This is a genomic window from Acinetobacter lanii, assembly GCF_011578285.1.
Taxonomy (GTDB): Bacteria; Pseudomonadota; Gammaproteobacteria; order Pseudomonadales; family Moraxellaceae; genus Acinetobacter; species Acinetobacter lanii.
In genome coordinates, this window is sequence record NZ_CP049916.1 from 1,051,345 (window position 1) to 1,065,819 (window position 14,475).

Sequence of the window (14,475 nt, forward strand, 5' to 3'; positions counted from 1 at the left end):
AGACATCGATTATTCAATAAATAAAGTATCGTGATATTCAGCAGCAGCCAACATCTCTTCTTTGGTGAAGTTTGGAATCAGCTTATCTGCTGCCATATGAATCGCTTTAATCACAGCAGAAGAGGCAATATCAGAGGCTTTACGTTTGATCATGCCCAAGTCGAGAGTTTTATTAAAGTCATTCATAAAATGACGCACTAGGGCTTCACCGAGCTGTTTGTATTGCTCGGTCAGTAAAGTGCGATTGACTTCATTGCCTGATTTGACTTCAGCAAATAAGTTTTTAAAATTCGCCACCAGTTCAGGTTTTAAAGGTGCCCCAACACGGTAGTTGCCTTCAGGATCTTTAAATAAACTTTTTTCAGAAAACTCGATCGATTGTTTGGCAACATCATTCGGTACTTTGCTGAGGAGCTGTTTGAGTAAAACAGCCACAGTTGATTTAATATAGCCCGCTAATTTTTCAGCAGTTTCGCGTTTTTCGCTTAATGGGAAGCGACACACGAGTTCCACTAAAATCGCATCAAGAATTTCATCATTGATGAGAAGTGCGGCTTGATCCCGAATTGGATACAGTGGTTCATTGGTATTCTTTTTCTCAATTCCAGATTGAATCGTACTGAGTAACTTTTCAGATGGAATAAAACCAAAATAGGGCATGCTTTAAAACCTCAATGTTTATTCATTTTATTGTCGCGCCAATCGAATTGGGCTAGGCATCCATGCAAGATCGGATACACGACACGGATTAATGTCTAATCCACCACGTCGTGTATACGTCGCATATACCATCAGCTTTTCAGGCTTAAATGTTTCCCAAAGGTCTGCATAAATTTGCTCAACGCATTGTTCATGGAAGCCGTTATGCTGACGATAGGAAATAATATAAGCTAAAATACTGCGATAACAAGGTTTTTTACCTTTATATCGAATAAACACTGTACCCCAATCCGGCTGTCCAGTAACAGGACAATTACTTCTTAAAAGATGCGAATAAAGGTCAATTTCAAGCTCTTGATTTTGTGCCTCAGTATCTAAACTCAATAAAGTGGCATCTGGGTGATTTTTTAGACGCTCAGGTTCAAGCTCATCAATACACAGACCTTGGGGTTGGCTCACGGCTAAATCATCGGCTTGAAACAGCGTTAAAGTGATCTCAGCTTCGGCAGCCTTAGACAAATCTTTTTCAACCGTTGCAATAAAATCAGCGCGAGTTGCAAATTTGGTGAAATTCAGGCTATTGAAGTATAGCTTAAGTGATTTTGATTCGATCAAATTCGGCGAGTTGGCAGGTAGGGTGATGCGACCAATCGCCACCTGTGGAATGCCCTTAGCATTTAACCAAGAAATTTCAAATACATGCCACCAATCTTTACCCTGATAAATGCCATCGATATGGGCATAGTTCTCACGCGCTTGCGCACGCGAGATTGGGAACAAAATATCGGGTTGATATTGTGTTGGATAATTGGTGTCTTTACCTAAAAGTGATTGTTCTACACTCATTATTCACGCATTCCTGAACCGCGAGACAGTAAGTAATACGCCACACCGTAAAGGATAGCGCAGCAGACTGTGACAAAGATTAATGAAATGGTCACGTTGACATCGCTATGACCTAAAATGCCGTAGCGGAACGCATTGACCATATACACGATCGGGTTAATCAGCGACAAATTTTGCCAAAAAGGGCTCAATGCACTGATGGCGTAAAACACGCCACCCAAATATGTTAAAGGGGTTAAAACAAACGTCGGGATAATGGAAATATCATCAAAGGATTTGGCATACACCGCATTGATGAACCCACCCAACGAAAACAATAAAGAAGTAATGATGACGGTATAGACGGTCACGAAAATATTATGAATGGCTAAATGGGTGAAGAACAGGCTCATGATGGTCACGATCAAGCCGACCAACATGCCACGGCACACCCCACCAATCACATAGCCCCACAAAATCATGTGTAAAGGCACAGGACTCATGATCAGTTCTTCAATACTTTTTTGAAACTTGGCACTAAAGAAACTTGAAGACACGTTGGCATAGCTGTTAGTGATTACTGCCATCATGATCAGACCCGGTACGATAAATTGCATGTAGCTAAAACCGCCCATCTGCCCAATACGTGAACCGACCAAATTACCAAAGATCACAAAGTACAAACTCATGGTGATGGCAGGTGGAAGTAGGGTTTGTGGCCAAATCCGCATAAAACGACGGATTTCTTTATGGACCAATGTGAATAGAGCGGTTCTTAACTGAGTGAAATTCATTTGGCAGCTCCATCAAGATTTTTCTCGACCATTTTGACAAACAGCTCTTCAAGACGGTTGGATTTATTCCGTAGACTCAGCACTGTAATGCCTTGGGATTCGAGCAACTGGAATAAATCATTCAATGAATGTGCTTTATCTAGCACCACTTCTAAAGTTACAGGATCGATCAAATTGAATTTCACCCCGATGATCTCAATATTGAGCGGTTCAATCGGATGTGCTAAATCTAAAATAAAGGATTCTTCATTCAACTGATTTAAGAAAGATTTCATCGAGGTGTCTTCTTTAATCACACCGCGGTCAATAATGGCAATGCGACGGCACAACTGTTCCGCTTCTTCTAAATAATGGGTGGTTAAAATAATGGATGTGCCTTTGTCGTTCATTTCAGTGAGAAATTCCCACATCGAACGGCGTAACTCAATATCAACGCCTGCGGTCGGCTCATCTAAAATCAGCAGTTTCGGTTCATGCATCATGGCACGCGCAATCATAAGACGACGTTTCATCCCGCCTGACAGCATACGGGCTTGTGTGGCACGTTTTTCCCATAAACCCAGTTTAGTTAAGTATTCTTCAGCACGTTGTTGTGCAATTTTACGTGGGATACCGTAATAACCGGCTTGGGTCACTAAAATATCGAAGGTTTTTTCAAACTGACCGAAGTTGAATTCTTGCGGCACAATGCCCAAGCATTGTTTGGCTTCAGAAGGATGGGTATCTAAGTTATGCCCAAAAATTTCGACTGTACCCGAGGTTTTTTTGGTTAATGAACTGATGATACTGATCGTTGTCGATTTACCTGCACCATTGGGGCCTAGAAGTGCATAAAATTCACCTTCAGGAACGCTTAAATTGATTCCTTTAAGTGCTTGAAAACCATTTTTGTAGGTTTTGGATAGGTCTCTTAACGTCAATGCTTCAGTCATAGAGTTCTCGGGTGTTGAATATTGAACGGTATTGTGAGCGATTCGAGGCGATAAACCAAGTAAAAGCAGGGGAATTATGCGTTGCAATTTTAGAATGTTGTATAAAGTCTAAGCACTAATTTGACTGATGGTGACATAGTTGCTTTACCTTATGCTTTTTTTTGTTATGATGTGCCCATTCCAAAAAGCTGCGCTCATAGCTCAACTGGATAGAGTACAGGTCTCCGAAGCCTGTGGCGTGGGTTCGAGTCCCGCTGAGCGCACCATCTTTAACAATAATTTTAAGTTTTTGAATTCTTTATTTTCCATTTACCTTTAATTCACATTGCTATCAGCACATGAGTATCTAGAACTCAGTTTCACATTTCACGGTTCATTATTTAAAAATCATCTTTATGCATTTGGATGATGAGCAAGATTAAAAAATGTTGAATATGGCGTGATTTAAAGCAGGTCTTTTTTCAAAAGCGTGTAATCCCAGAATAAAGCAAGGATTTTCATCTTGAATCAAGAAAATTTAGCTGTGGATGCGAATCATATAAACCTTAATTTTGCCTAAACCATCTGAGTGCCCAAAAATTTACTTGGGAGAATTAGGATTTTTTAGCTTAAAAATAATACAAACACGAGAATAATGAAGAAATTTTAAATAATTCAGCCAAAATTGAAGCAAATATTCTCAATTTAACTTCAGAATTCTGTACTATTCAGTCAAAGACTAGAATTATGAATTTAGTGTGAACACTAAATTGATGGCTCTGGTCTTTTTGCTTTTAAAGTTCAGGTTTGATTCCAATTCTTGAACGCTTAAAAGTATCTAGATTTGATTGTAAAGTCAGGAATTTTTTGTTTATGAGTAAGTTTGATGAGAAACAATCTCCTGAAGAGACTGTGCTCAGCGGTGATGTAGGTAACTCAAGTCATGATGATCAGTTAGAACGATCATTGTCGAATCGCCATATCCAACTGATTGCGATTGGTGGTGCAATTGGAACTGGTTTATTCATGGGGTCAGGTCGAACACTGAGTGTTTCAGGGACTTCGGTCATTTTGACCTACATGATTATTGGTTTCTTCTTCTTTTTCGTCATGCGCGCCATGGGGGAATTACTGCTTTCAAACTTACGCTATAAATCTTTCACTGACTTTTGTTCAGCTTACCTAGGCCCTTGGGCAGGTTTCTTCCTTGGATGGTCCTATTGGCTGAGTTGGGTGGTGGCAGCCATTGCAGACATGATTGTGATTGGTGGTTATATGCAATATTGGGATCCAACCCTTGCACCTTGGATTCCTGCCTTTGTCACTATTATTGTGCTCACGGGATTAAATCTACTGACTGTGAAGCTGTTTGGTGAAATGGAATTTTGGTTTGCCTTGCTTAAAATCATTGCCATCATTGCTTTCTTATGTGTCAGTCTTTATCTGATCTTTACTCATTTTGTTTCACCGAATGGAACAGCAGCATCGTTTAGCCATTTGCTTGATGCGAAAGCGACGTTCCCATTTGGGGTGTCTGGCTTTTTTGCAGGCTTTCAAATTGCGATCTTCTCCTTTATCGGGATTGAATTGGTCGGTACTACGGCTGCGGAAACCAAAGATCCACATAAATCACTTCCAAAAGCGATTAACTCGATTCCAGTGCGAATCATGTTATTTTATGTCGCAGCCTTAATTTGTGTGGTATCGGTGACCTCATGGAGTCAAATCAGTACGGAACAAAGTCCATTCGTGCAGTTTTTTACCCTCATTGGTATTCCTGCTGCAGCAAGTTTAATGAACTTCGTGGTAGCAACGTCTGCGATTTCCTCTGCCAATAGCGGAATCTTTGCCACCAGTCGCATGTTATATGGTTTGGCAGTTGAAAATGATGCCAATCCAAGTTTCGGTAAATTGACTAAACGCAAAGTTCCAAAGAACAGTTTATTGTTTTCAATGTTGCTCGTGGTACTAGGAACCTCTATTTTATTTGTGGTACCCAATGTCATGACGGCATTTACCATCATTTCAACCTTTGGTTCAATTTTGGTGATCTTTACCTTTGCACTGATTTTGGTGGCGTACTTAAGCTATCGCCGTAAAGATCCGGCATTGCATCAACAGTCCAACTATAAAATGCCATATGGGATTTTTATGTCATGGGCAACATTGACATTTTTAATCTTTAGCTTGGTGATTCTTGCTTTAGATATGCAAACCTTGATTGCATTGGCGATCTCACCGTTTTGGTTCTTGGGCTTGTATATCTTTTATATAAGACGTCTGAATAAGCAAAAAGCACTGTCCTTAAAATAAGTGAAAAATATCTTTCAGCTAGGTGAAATGCCTGCATGAATGCAAAAAAAGCGCTCATTGATCAGATGGGCGCTTTTTTTATCGGCTTTTAACTCATTGGCATAGCTTATTGCGGGATAGACCAACGTCGATTCACTGAACCCCCGACATTATTGTAATTGATGACTTTGGCATAATTGCCAACAGCAGTGGCATTCTCAGGAATATCTTTGGTGACCACACTGCCTGCACCGATAGTGGCATTATCTCCGATCGTCACATGATCGATGATACAAACATTGGGACCGATATAAACATTATCACCAATGACAGCCGCTTGACGTCCGCCGTTTGCACCAATGGTGGTGAATTGAGATAAATTAACGTTATTGCCGATGATAGTGGTGGGATTCACCACCAAAGGTCCACCATGTCCAATAAACAGCCCATAACCAATTTGGGTGGTGCAGTGAATGTCGATGCCATATTTCTTCTTTTTATAATAAAAAATGGGGTAGGCGAGTTTAGCCACTAGACCACGGGTACTGGCTAACCGCATCCATACACTGAAATTAAAGCCACGATTAAACAAATAGGTTTTAATGAAAGACTTGAGTGTCGTGTTCCCACAATAACGATATAAGTCACTGAGAATATATTGAGTAATCATGCGGGTGTTCCATTCGGTTGAATGTAATGATGGGTTATGCTGCGTGATTCTAATAGATCTCTAGCATTTAAACAGCGCTGTGCCTTAAAAATAATAGAATAAGCGGTGCTAGGCAGTGATACTTGATGAATGAAGAAATGGTTTTTTGAAGCGGATTAAAGGCAGCAGCCATTATCTCCACTTTTTTTTAAATTTCAATTTCAATTAGGATGTGTAGATGTTTGCAATTGTTAAGCCTGCTTGCATGATCAATATTATCCTCCTATATTAAAACTACAGTAGGTCGATGTTAAAGACGCTACGAAGTAGTTGGACGGATCAATGACAGCTCGTTGCGTTTGAAAATAGTTTTAAACTGTTTCTCCAAACAATAAATCAGCACTAGCCTTCCAACATAGAAGCCCGCAGAAATGTGGGCTTTTTTAATGTCGATTCGAAAGTGTATTTAGTTCCACAATGCCTATAAAAAACTCACCCGAAGATGAGTTTAGAGAAGCTTATTTGAAAAGATTAGGCAGGAGTCGCATGAACTTTTAAATCATCAAATACATTGGTTAACAAGTGATACAAGCTTTGGCGATTTTGATTGGCCAATTCAATATCGCGCTTTTCAATACGGAAATTTTTATTTGGGTTTTTGCTGTCAATCACTAAGATATGTTGGCTCGAAATTGGATCATTTTTGATGGTCAAAATGCGGTTGTGCTCAATCTTATTGATGTTCGCAACACTTTCTTCAAAAGTCGAATAAAAGTTTGAAAGGAATAATGCAGTACGATTGTTGGTTTTAGCGATGTATTTAGTCATGGAAGATCCAATTATTTATGGTTATTTTTCAACCAAGATAATAACCGACTTCCATAACAATATTTTTATCTTTTTGTATATTATTTCTTAATAATAGACCTCTTGCATAAATCAAATTTTAACTATGGTTTAATTCATAATGAAAGTTCCCTCTCCTTTTGAAGGAGAGGGTTAGGGAGAGGATTTATATGAAAATTCCCCTCATCCCGACCTTCTCGCAAAGTTAACAAGGAACCTTTCAATCTTCATTTTATTATTCAATTTTGAACATTTTTCGACTTTTGCAAGAGATCTAATCATGTCTGAGATTTTTGCACATTACCATTTGTATATTGTTTACACCGCTACAGATCCTAAGGTTGGTGCAATCTATTCAGAAAGCGTTGAATAACATTAAGCTTAAAGCAATTCAACATTGACATCATACCTTTTAAATTCACTGATTAAATCTTCTAACACTTTGATCATCGATTCAGGATGGTCGAGCAGAATATCCTGTTGCAGTTGGCTGTCATAACATTCGACGCTGTCTATTTGCCATTGATCCGCATGCGCTGTTTGATGGAACACAATTCGACGAGGTTGTAGAACCTCATTGACTTGGCGCGGAATGACGTAAGTCAGTGCCAATTGAATCGCATCGTTTTGTCCTTGGGGGCTTAAAAAGGTCATCACCCAATTGCCGACTTTGCTTAAATGCATCGGATTATCTAAAGGATCAAATGCGAGAACAGGTGCAGCAGACATTGTAATTCCAAAATCAGATGGGAGAGGTGAAACAGTACTTTCAAGCTATTATAAGGAATTTACTATTGTTCAAAAGTATGGCGGGTTGACACCATTATTCAAATTTTGCCTTGCATTTATAGTAATTTGTTTATTTTTATGACTTTATTTTAATTTTTAGCGCTGATTTATCATTTAAAATATCTTATTTAAGCGAAAATAAGTCTTAAAGATGATAAGGGTGGTGCATTTATTCATCTAAGCGAATGAGCTAAATGCACCTTGAAGCATAGTTTAATTACTCAATGAACTTATAGCGTTTCAATTTTGGCTTTTTCAAGCGCTTTTTTAAGATAAGGGTCTAAGTCTTCCTGACGAAGTAACCACGAAACATAATCTGAAGGCAGATCTACAATTTTAGAACCTCGATGTTTGCCAAAATTGATCGATCGTGGAATACGTGCATCTTCAGAGGCTTCAAATAATTCTTCAATGTTTTGAATATTTAGTTTATAGATGATGTGCATCAAAATATTGGCAGTCAAAATAATGTCTGCATCGGCACGGTGTGCACCTTTGAGCATTTCACGGGCTTTTTCACTGCCCTTACTGATCATATAAATGAGCGCTGAAATATTATGTGCTTCAGCATCTGGCCAAACCAAACGTGCAAGCGCAAGGGTACAAATGGCTTTAATATGAGAGGTATCGACGCCACATTGTTGAATGGCACGAATATCATAATCGATGTTATGCCCAATGATATAGGTGGTGTCTTGCGGTAAGGTAAAGGTAGAAAAATTCGGTTGTCCCGCAATTTCAGACTCTAAAATATGATGCACCGCCATGGCTGCAAATGAGATTTTTTCATCACCAATGCTATACAACTGATCAAACATTTTAGAACGATCGAGGCTGAGCTTGCCGGCATTAATTTCAATCGGTGCATAAGCAATCTCAATCGGAAGACCATTTAAAGTATGTGTTTCAGTATCGAGAATAATTGCTTGCATCGAAAAGCCCAACCTAAAGGAGAATTTTGAATCAATTTAACATGTTAAAAAGCACCTTCACAGTCGAAACTGGCAAATTCCTTGGGCTATGCTGATTTTTGTTGTGAAATGATGTTTAAATAATCTTGTTTAAGCGCTTCACTGGAAAGTAAGCCTTTATAAAGGTGTAATGGAATCCCATCTTCCACATCTGTCAGCTTTCGAGCGGTCACACCATCACGATACTCGAAGATAGCCAGCGGCATTGCATCACGATCTAACACAATAAAACGTTATTGTTTGATCGCAATTTCATACTCGCTAAAGGTGTGTTTAAGCAAGCGAAGAAATACACTCTGATTGCTGTTTAAAAGGTTGAGTTCACGAATTCGATCACTGTCACTCTGATGCATACTTTTTAAATAAATACGCTGTAATTGGGTTCGTCCTTGTATATGCGCTTTCTTGGTCTTTTCTTGCTGTAGAGGCGGATGTAGTCTTGCTCGACATAAATAACCTGTTATAAAGCCTAAACATAAACACAGAAAAGCGATCATAAGCTCAACGATTAAAACATAATTGGTTAATATTTGATTTTACAGTCTTTTTGTTTTTGATTAAAACTAAATCACTCATTCTCAAGTTAAAATTAACTGATCTAGATTTTATTCTTGCAAATAAGGGTTGTCACAACGGTACAACAAGATTCGTTTAATTTATGTGAAAAATATTCTATTTGGAAAAAGTTTTATTTCAACTCAACTATTTAAATTGAACAAAAAATGAATTATCTCTTAAAAAATGCGCAATATTTCTTTCAAAGTCACTCAAGTTCATTCTCGAAATTTATAAACTTCATGCTACACTATGCGCCAATCTTAGCACGGCTTAAAAGCCCTAATTTAATAGGACCTCGCTAATGTTTGCCAATATCTCAGTTGCTGAATTTGATCCAGAAATTGCACAAGCAATCACTAACGAAGATGCTCGCCAAGAAGCGCACATCGAGTTAATTGCTTCAGAAAACTACTGTTCACCAGCAGTTATGGAAGCTCAAGGCTCAAAACTAACCAATAAATATGCAGAAGGCTACCCAGGCAAACGCTACTATGGCGGTTGTGAATACGTAGACGTGATTGAACAATTGGCCATTGACCGTGCTAAAGCGCTTTTTGGTGCTGACTATGCAAACGTTCAGCCACATGCGGGTTCTCAAGCAAACTCTGCGGTTTACTTAGCATTGCTTAACCCAGGCGATACAGTTTTGGGGATGAGTCTTGCTCACGGTGGTCACTTGACTCACGGTTCTAAAGTAAGTTTCTCTGGTAAAACATACAATGCGATTCAATACGGTCTAAACCCTGAAACAGGTGAGATCGATTACGAAGAAGTTGAACGTTTAGCAGTAGAACATAAGCCACGTATGATCGTTGCGGGTTTCTCTGCGTATAGCCAAATCGTAGATTGGCAACGTTTCCGTGATATCGCGGACAAAGTTGGCGCTTACTTATTTGTAGACATGGCACATGTTGCAGGTCTTGTGGCTGCGGGTGTTTACCCAAGCCCAGTGCAAATTGCTGACGTAACCACAACAACGACCCATAAAACACTTCGTGGCCCACGTTCTGGTTTAATCCTTGCGAAAGCAAACGAAGAAATCGAGAAAAAACTTCAATCTGCAGTATTCCCAGGTAACCAAGGTGGTCCTTTGGTTCACGCAGTTGCAGCGAAAGCAATTTGCTTTAAAGAAGCAATGGCACCTGAATACAAAGAATACCAAAAACAAGTGGTTGTAAACGCTAAAGCGATGGCTGAAGTATTAATTGCCCGTGGTTACGATGTTGTGTCTGGTGGTACTGAAAACCATTTATTCTTATTGTCTTTAATTAAACAAGACATTACAGGTAAAGATGCCGATGCTTGGTTAGGTGCTGCTCACATTACTGTGAACAAAAACTCAGTACCAAACGATCCACGCTCTCCATTTGTGACTTCAGGTATCCGTGTAGGTACACCTGCAGTAACCACACGTGGTTTCGGTGAAGCAGAAGTACGTGAGCTTGCAGGTTGGATCGCAGATATCCTAGACAGCAAAGGTGACGAAGCTGTTATCGCGGCTGTGAAAGAAAAAGTTGCTGCAGTATGTGCGAAATTCCCTGTATACGCGAACTAAGGTTTAGTCCATTCAAAAGGCCTCCTTTTTAGGGGGCTTTTTTATTGCATGATGAGCAATAGGCGATTATGCAGAAGTTTGTTATAAATAAATCATAGAATGATCATATTCATTGGCGACAGCCATTTTAGTTAGAGCAATATAATAATGAGTAAACCCCAGATTATTTTATCCAAACAGGATTTAAACCGTTTAGAAACCATGTTGGACAATCAACCTAAATTGACACCGACCATGATGCAGCTTGAAGATGAGCTGGCTCGTGCGGAGGTTGTTGCGCCGGAAAATGTTCCAGTCAATGTGGTGAGTATGAATGCACGTGTTTCGCTGACCATTGCGCCGTCGAAGACAGCAAGTGAAATTACCCTCGTTTATCCGCATGAGTTTAAAGGCGAAAAAGGTCAAGTGAATATTGTTGCACCCATTGGTGCTGCAATTTTGGGTCTTGCAGAAGGGCAAAGTATTGAATGGCCACAACCCGATGGTCAGATAATGAAAGTCACTATTGAAAAAGTGTTATATCAGCCTGAACGTGACGGGAATTACTTATAGTATTTAAAAGAATTGTGTTGAAGAAAATCCCACTGATCTAGATCAGTGGGAGATTTTATAGGAGGTCGAGTAATCCTCCGTGGTCAATGCTTATTCATCTTATCTTGATATTTCATCTCAAGGCTGTAAGGACACAGCTCAGGTGCATCATGCTGTAGAACATCAGCGTATTATTTCCAATATTGCGTGCATCTATACAGATACACCGTAAATGCGTCGATAAAATGGCAATAATAGACGCTGCTGATTTCATTTTGAGCGAGTTGCAACCTATCTTATCTTACTCATCTAATCTTTCTTTAGGTTGATTTATCTTTCAGCTATGAGACACAGTTTTTATGGTTTGAGAATATGACCATGACAATAAGCTTCCTCCAATAATCGAGATAGTGCTGAGCGATAGAATAAGTAAAATCAGGTGAGCTTGGTTTTATTGGAATATATGTAATTGAACATGGATGACGTCTTGAAAATTTTTTATAGTATGTCGCATTAGAGTGAACGAAAAATTGAAATAAATGTGACTTAAAGGGTGACGTGTAGCATTCATCCTATTATGAAAAAAAGAGTTCTATTCATCTCCGGAAAATGATTTTTTTTCTTGCTTGATTATTTATAATTTTGAGTAATCATTTGAATATTTAGTGCCATTATATGATGTTGATGAGTTCAATCAGAGATATAAAAAAAGCCCTGAAAACAGGGCATTGATTTTTTAAGTCATCAAGCAATGATTAATGCTTTTGAACAATATTTTTCTCAGGCATATATTTATTTAGATATTCTTCACGGATTTCTTTACGTTTTTGATTGTCGGTCGTCATCGACATTTTTTTACGTAACTCATTGCGTTCACTGGTACTCATTTGTTGCCACGCTTCACGCATTTGATTCTTTTCAGTTTCAGGGAGTTGGGTAAACCAATCCATGCGTTGCTGCAAAGCGATGCGCTGTTCTTCAGGAATTTCTTTAAGATTCTGATAGCGTTTGATTAAGGCACGCTGCTCTTCTTCAGACAGGCGATCCCAAGATTCTGATGCCTGTGTATTGGCATCTTTGGAAAAAATCCAAAAGCGTTCATAGCCTGCAAAACTGGTTTGCAAGAAACTCAAGGCACAAAAAGCCAAAGCGACATGTTTAGCTGCCATGAGCGACTTTTTCCTCACCAAATACCGAGAGCATTTCTAAATCTTCCATCATTTGTGGAGAGAGTTTAGGGCTAGATACCACTTGTTGATTGGATGGCTGATCATTGAAATCAATGGCATTTGGCAATACTACAAAACCGGTAATCGCGGCTGCCAATGCAAAACCAGTGACTTTCCATGAAGCCAAACGTGTGGTCCAAGATTTCTCTTGAATCTGCTCAAGTACATTTTCCATCACCACAGCTTTATTGCGATGGTTTTGCGCCAAATGATTGAGCTTGGAAGTTACGCTTTTTGCGAATTCATCATTCTTCATCCGATGATCCCCCCATATTAGGATTTAAATGAGACAGTGAATTTCTAAGACCTTGAATCGCACGGTGGTAATGGGTTTTGACACTGCCTTCGGAACACTGCATGATTTCAGCGGTGGTACTGGTGTCAAAGCCTTCCCAAGCACGAAGCATAAAAGCTTGTTGCTGACGAACAGGAAGCTTAGAAATTGCATGTTGAATCTCTTCTACCGCAAGTTCCTGTGCAAGGAATTGCAAAGGATTGGGTGTGGATTCATCCACTATATCCATCACTTCATCTTCATCTGAGTCTAGATCAGATTTTTTAAACAATGAAAATGGAAATGCACGACGAGATTCTTTACGACGCCAATCTTGTAATTTGTTATTCAAAATGGTGTAGAAAAGGGGATACCATTCATCGGTAGACTTTTCTGCATATGATTTATGGAGCGAAATAAAGGCTTCTTGCACCAAGTCCATGGCAATGCCATTATGACCTTGCGTTGCACTTTCCATCATGACTAAGGCCCGTCCAGTCACTTCACGCATGAAATATTTCAGGCGTTGTTCAGCCGTGCTCGCAAGAACACTCGCATCTTCAGGCTGTGACTTTTTCGGTGCTAAATCCATAGAGATGGAAAATCCCGTCATTGGGTACCCACCATTATTCTTAAATCATTACTTATATAACGTTTAAAAATAATGATCGGTTGACAATTTAAGCAACTATTTTTAAGCAGTTTAAATGATTTTTTAATTATAAAGATTAAACGTTAATATAAATTAACGTTTAAATGCGCTGACGCACCATTTCAAAGAAACAGATTGAACCTGCAATCGCAACATTCAAAGATTCCTGACCACCGGGTTGTGGAATGCTCACCGCAGCAGCATTAGCAAGCGCATAGTCAGAAACTCCTTGACCTTCATTGCCTAAGATCCACACGCTTGGTTGGGTTAAATCTTTGCTATAGAGGCTCTCTGACTCATGTGAACTGGTCACATACACCGGAATACTGAATTTTTGCAAAATGTCTTGAAGTTCAACATTTTCATAGGTATTCACCGCAAAGTGAGCGCCCATGCCGGCACGTAACACACGTGGTGACCACAGAGATGCAGAGCCTTTAGTCGATACGATTTGTTTAATCCCTGCAGCAGCCGCTGAACGCAATAAAGTCCCGACATTGCCCGGATCTTGAATGCTTTCAAGAATGAGGGTGTCTGCGTCAAAGTTTAAGGCATGACTTGAAGAGGGGATGTCTACGACTGCTAAGCAGGCTAGGCTCGTACCTAAAGTACTGAGTTCTTTATATAAAGATTCACCGATAACAAATACTGTACCTTTGTATTGTTCAGCAATTTTGTCAAAATCTTCGTGTTCAATGGCTTTTTCAGTGGTAAAAATCGAAGTAATTTGACGACTTTGTTCCAACCACGCTAAACACAAATGCGTACCTTCAAGTACGGTTTGACCTTGTTTTTTACGGTAGGTGTTTTGCTCAATTAGGCCACGTAAGTGCTTAATTTTAGGGTTGTCTTTTGATTCTAGGTAAATCAGTGCCATGCAATATTGATCCATGAGAATTGACTGCTTGAGCCAATTCTCATTTATGAAAATTTTAAAAT

General features: G+C 39.4%; 18 protein-coding genes and 1 tRNA gene. 5 read left to right on the forward strand and 14 right to left on the reverse strand.

All coding sequences use genetic code 11. The features are described 5' to 3' along the window. Positions 1-9: 9 nt before the first annotated feature. The 4 genes from G8D99_RS04825 to G8D99_RS04840 are packed head-to-tail and all read right to left on the reverse strand — an operon-like array spanning position 10 to position 3,211. Positions 10-660, reverse strand: a complete 651-nt coding sequence (locus G8D99_RS04825; RefSeq protein WP_166323132.1) for a hypothetical protein — start codon at positions 658-660, stop codon at positions 10-12. Between the two features lie 27 nt (positions 661-687). Next, entirely contained in the window at positions 688-1,506 is an 819-nt protein-coding gene (queF, locus tag G8D99_RS04830) for an NADPH-dependent 7-cyano-7-deazaguanine reductase QueF (protein ID WP_166323134.1), read from the reverse strand. Beyond that, a complete protein-coding gene (locus G8D99_RS04835) occupies positions 1,506-2,279 on the reverse strand; it encodes an ABC transporter permease (RefSeq protein WP_166323136.1) in 774 nt (257 codons plus the stop codon). Before G8D99_RS04835 ends, queF begins: the two co-directional genes overlap by 1 nt. Beyond that, positions 2,276-3,211 (reverse strand): ABC transporter ATP-binding protein, encoded by a 936-nt coding sequence (locus tag G8D99_RS04840; RefSeq protein ID WP_166323138.1) that lies wholly within the window; start codon positions 3,209-3,211, stop codon positions 2,276-2,278. Before G8D99_RS04840 ends, G8D99_RS04835 begins: the two co-directional genes overlap by 4 nt. A 190-nt stretch (positions 3,212-3,401) precedes the next feature. Between G8D99_RS04840 and G8D99_RS04845 the strand changes: the two genes are divergently transcribed. Then, positions 3,402-3,477 (forward strand) — tRNA-Arg (locus G8D99_RS04845). 586 nt (positions 3,478-4,063) lie between these two features. Beyond that, positions 4,064-5,503: an amino acid permease gene (locus G8D99_RS04850; RefSeq protein WP_166323140.1), complete on the forward strand. Its 1,440-nt coding sequence runs from the start codon at positions 4,064-4,066 to the stop codon at positions 5,501-5,503. Positions 5,504-5,609: 106 nt separating this feature from the next. Here G8D99_RS04850 and G8D99_RS04855 read toward each other — a convergent pair whose 3' ends face one another. The 6 genes from G8D99_RS04855 to G8D99_RS15630 all read right to left on the reverse strand — a co-directional run bounded on the left by G8D99_RS04855 (position 5,610) and on the right by G8D99_RS15630 (position 9,234). Beyond that, positions 5,610-6,152 carry a serine O-acetyltransferase gene (locus G8D99_RS04855; protein ID WP_166323142.1) on the reverse strand — a complete coding sequence of 181 codons (543 nt, stop codon included), beginning with the start codon at positions 6,150-6,152 and terminating at the stop codon, positions 5,610-5,612. A 510-nt stretch (positions 6,153-6,662) separates the two neighbouring features. Continuing rightward, complete coding sequence (locus G8D99_RS04860) at positions 6,663-6,959, reverse strand: hypothetical protein (protein ID WP_166323144.1); 297 nt, start codon at positions 6,957-6,959, stop codon at positions 6,663-6,665. Positions 6,960-7,358: 399 nt separating this feature from the next. Next, positions 7,359-7,706, reverse strand: coding sequence for a hypothetical protein (locus G8D99_RS04865; RefSeq protein ID WP_166323146.1), 348 nt, complete (start codon positions 7,704-7,706; stop codon positions 7,359-7,361). 290 nt (positions 7,707-7,996) lie between these two features. Further along, positions 7,997-8,698, reverse strand: a complete 702-nt coding sequence (locus tag G8D99_RS04870) for a DUF3820 family protein (protein WP_166323148.1) — start codon at positions 8,696-8,698, stop codon at positions 7,997-7,999. Positions 8,699-8,784: 86 nt separating this feature from the next. Then, entirely contained in the window at positions 8,785-8,961 is a 177-nt protein-coding gene (locus tag G8D99_RS15625; protein ID WP_227554358.1) for a hypothetical protein, read from the reverse strand. Between the two features lie 9 nt (positions 8,962-8,970). Then, positions 8,971-9,234, reverse strand: coding sequence for a hypothetical protein (locus tag G8D99_RS15630; protein ID WP_227554359.1), 264 nt, complete (start codon positions 9,232-9,234; stop codon positions 8,971-8,973). Positions 9,235-9,596: 362 nt separating this feature from the next. On the opposite strand from G8D99_RS15630, the gene glyA reads away from it, so the two are divergent. From glyA to G8D99_RS15760, 3 genes are all read left to right on the forward strand, one after another. Beyond that, positions 9,597-10,850 carry a serine hydroxymethyltransferase gene (gene glyA / locus G8D99_RS04880; protein WP_166323150.1) on the forward strand — a complete coding sequence of 418 codons (1,254 nt, stop codon included), beginning with the start codon at positions 9,597-9,599 and terminating at the stop codon, positions 10,848-10,850. A gap of 147 nt (positions 10,851-10,997) precedes the next feature. Then, on the forward strand, positions 10,998-11,402 hold the full coding sequence (gene rnk, locus G8D99_RS04885) for a nucleoside diphosphate kinase regulator (RefSeq protein ID WP_166323152.1): 405 nt from the start codon (positions 10,998-11,000) through the stop codon (positions 11,400-11,402). Between the two features lie 79 nt (positions 11,403-11,481). Further along, positions 11,482-11,613 (forward strand): hypothetical protein, encoded by a 132-nt coding sequence (locus G8D99_RS15760; RefSeq protein WP_264821730.1) that lies wholly within the window; start codon positions 11,482-11,484, stop codon positions 11,611-11,613. A 523-nt stretch (positions 11,614-12,136) separates the two neighbouring features. Here G8D99_RS15760 and G8D99_RS04890 read toward each other — a convergent pair. The 4 genes from G8D99_RS04890 to G8D99_RS04905 form a co-directional block, all read right to left on the reverse strand. Then, a complete protein-coding gene (locus G8D99_RS04890) occupies positions 12,137-12,550 on the reverse strand; it encodes a DUF3106 domain-containing protein (protein WP_166323154.1) in 414 nt (137 codons plus the stop codon). Next, complete coding sequence (locus G8D99_RS04895) at positions 12,540-12,866, reverse strand: hypothetical protein (RefSeq protein ID WP_166323156.1); 327 nt, start codon at positions 12,864-12,866, stop codon at positions 12,540-12,542. The genes G8D99_RS04890 and G8D99_RS04895 overlap by 11 nt, the downstream gene beginning before the upstream one ends. After that, entirely contained in the window at positions 12,856-13,476 is a 621-nt protein-coding gene (locus tag G8D99_RS04900) for an RNA polymerase sigma factor (protein WP_166327528.1), read from the reverse strand. The genes G8D99_RS04895 and G8D99_RS04900 overlap by 11 nt, the downstream gene beginning before the upstream one ends. A 160-nt stretch (positions 13,477-13,636) precedes the next feature. After that, positions 13,637-14,413, reverse strand: a complete 777-nt coding sequence (locus G8D99_RS04905) for a TrmH family RNA methyltransferase (protein ID WP_166327530.1) — start codon at positions 14,411-14,413, stop codon at positions 13,637-13,639. Positions 14,414-14,475: the final 62 nt, after the last annotated feature.

Excerpts from the sequence above, each read along its gene's own strand:
- G8D99_RS04835 (WP_166323136.1), bottom strand. The coding sequence starts at position 2,279 with ATGAATTTCACTCAGTTAAGAACCGCTCTATTCACATTGGTCCATAAA.
- G8D99_RS04865 (WP_166323146.1), bottom strand. The coding sequence starts at position 7,706 with ATGTCTGCTGCACCTGTTCTCGCATTTGATCCTTTAGATAATCCGATG.
- glyA (WP_166323150.1), top strand. The coding sequence starts at position 9,597 with ATGTTTGCCAATATCTCAGTTGCTGAATTTGATCCAGAAATTGCACAA.
- G8D99_RS04860 (WP_166323144.1), bottom strand. The coding sequence starts at position 6,959 with ATGACTAAATACATCGCTAAAACCAACAATCGTACTGCATTATTCCTT.
- queF (WP_166323134.1), bottom strand. The coding sequence starts at position 1,506 with ATGAGTGTAGAACAATCACTTTTAGGTAAAGACACCAATTATCCAACA.
- rnk (WP_166323152.1), top strand. The coding sequence starts at position 10,998 with ATGAGTAAACCCCAGATTATTTTATCCAAACAGGATTTAAACCGTTTA.
- G8D99_RS04825 (WP_166323132.1), bottom strand. The coding sequence starts at position 660 with ATGCCCTATTTTGGTTTTATTCCATCTGAAAAGTTACTCAGTACGATT.
- G8D99_RS04840 (WP_166323138.1), bottom strand. The coding sequence starts at position 3,211 with ATGACTGAAGCATTGACGTTAAGAGACCTATCCAAAACCTACAAAAAT.
- G8D99_RS04890 (WP_166323154.1), bottom strand. The coding sequence starts at position 12,550 with ATGGCAGCTAAACATGTCGCTTTGGCTTTTTGTGCCTTGAGTTTCTTG.
- G8D99_RS04895 (WP_166323156.1), bottom strand. The coding sequence starts at position 12,866 with ATGAAGAATGATGAATTCGCAAAAAGCGTAACTTCCAAGCTCAATCAT.
- G8D99_RS15630 (WP_227554359.1), bottom strand. The coding sequence starts at position 9,234 with ATGATCGCTTTTCTGTGTTTATGTTTAGGCTTTATAACAGGTTATTTA.
- G8D99_RS04870 (WP_166323148.1), bottom strand. The coding sequence starts at position 8,698 with ATGCAAGCAATTATTCTCGATACTGAAACACATACTTTAAATGGTCTT.
- G8D99_RS04905 (WP_166327530.1), bottom strand. The coding sequence starts at position 14,413 with ATGGCACTGATTTACCTAGAATCAAAAGACAACCCTAAAATTAAGCAC.
- G8D99_RS04850 (WP_166323140.1), top strand. The coding sequence starts at position 4,064 with ATGAGTAAGTTTGATGAGAAACAATCTCCTGAAGAGACTGTGCTCAGC.
- G8D99_RS04855 (WP_166323142.1), bottom strand. The coding sequence starts at position 6,152 with ATGATTACTCAATATATTCTCAGTGACTTATATCGTTATTGTGGGAAC.
- G8D99_RS04900 (WP_166327528.1), bottom strand. The coding sequence starts at position 13,476 with ATGGATTTAGCACCGAAAAAGTCACAGCCTGAAGATGCGAGTGTTCTT.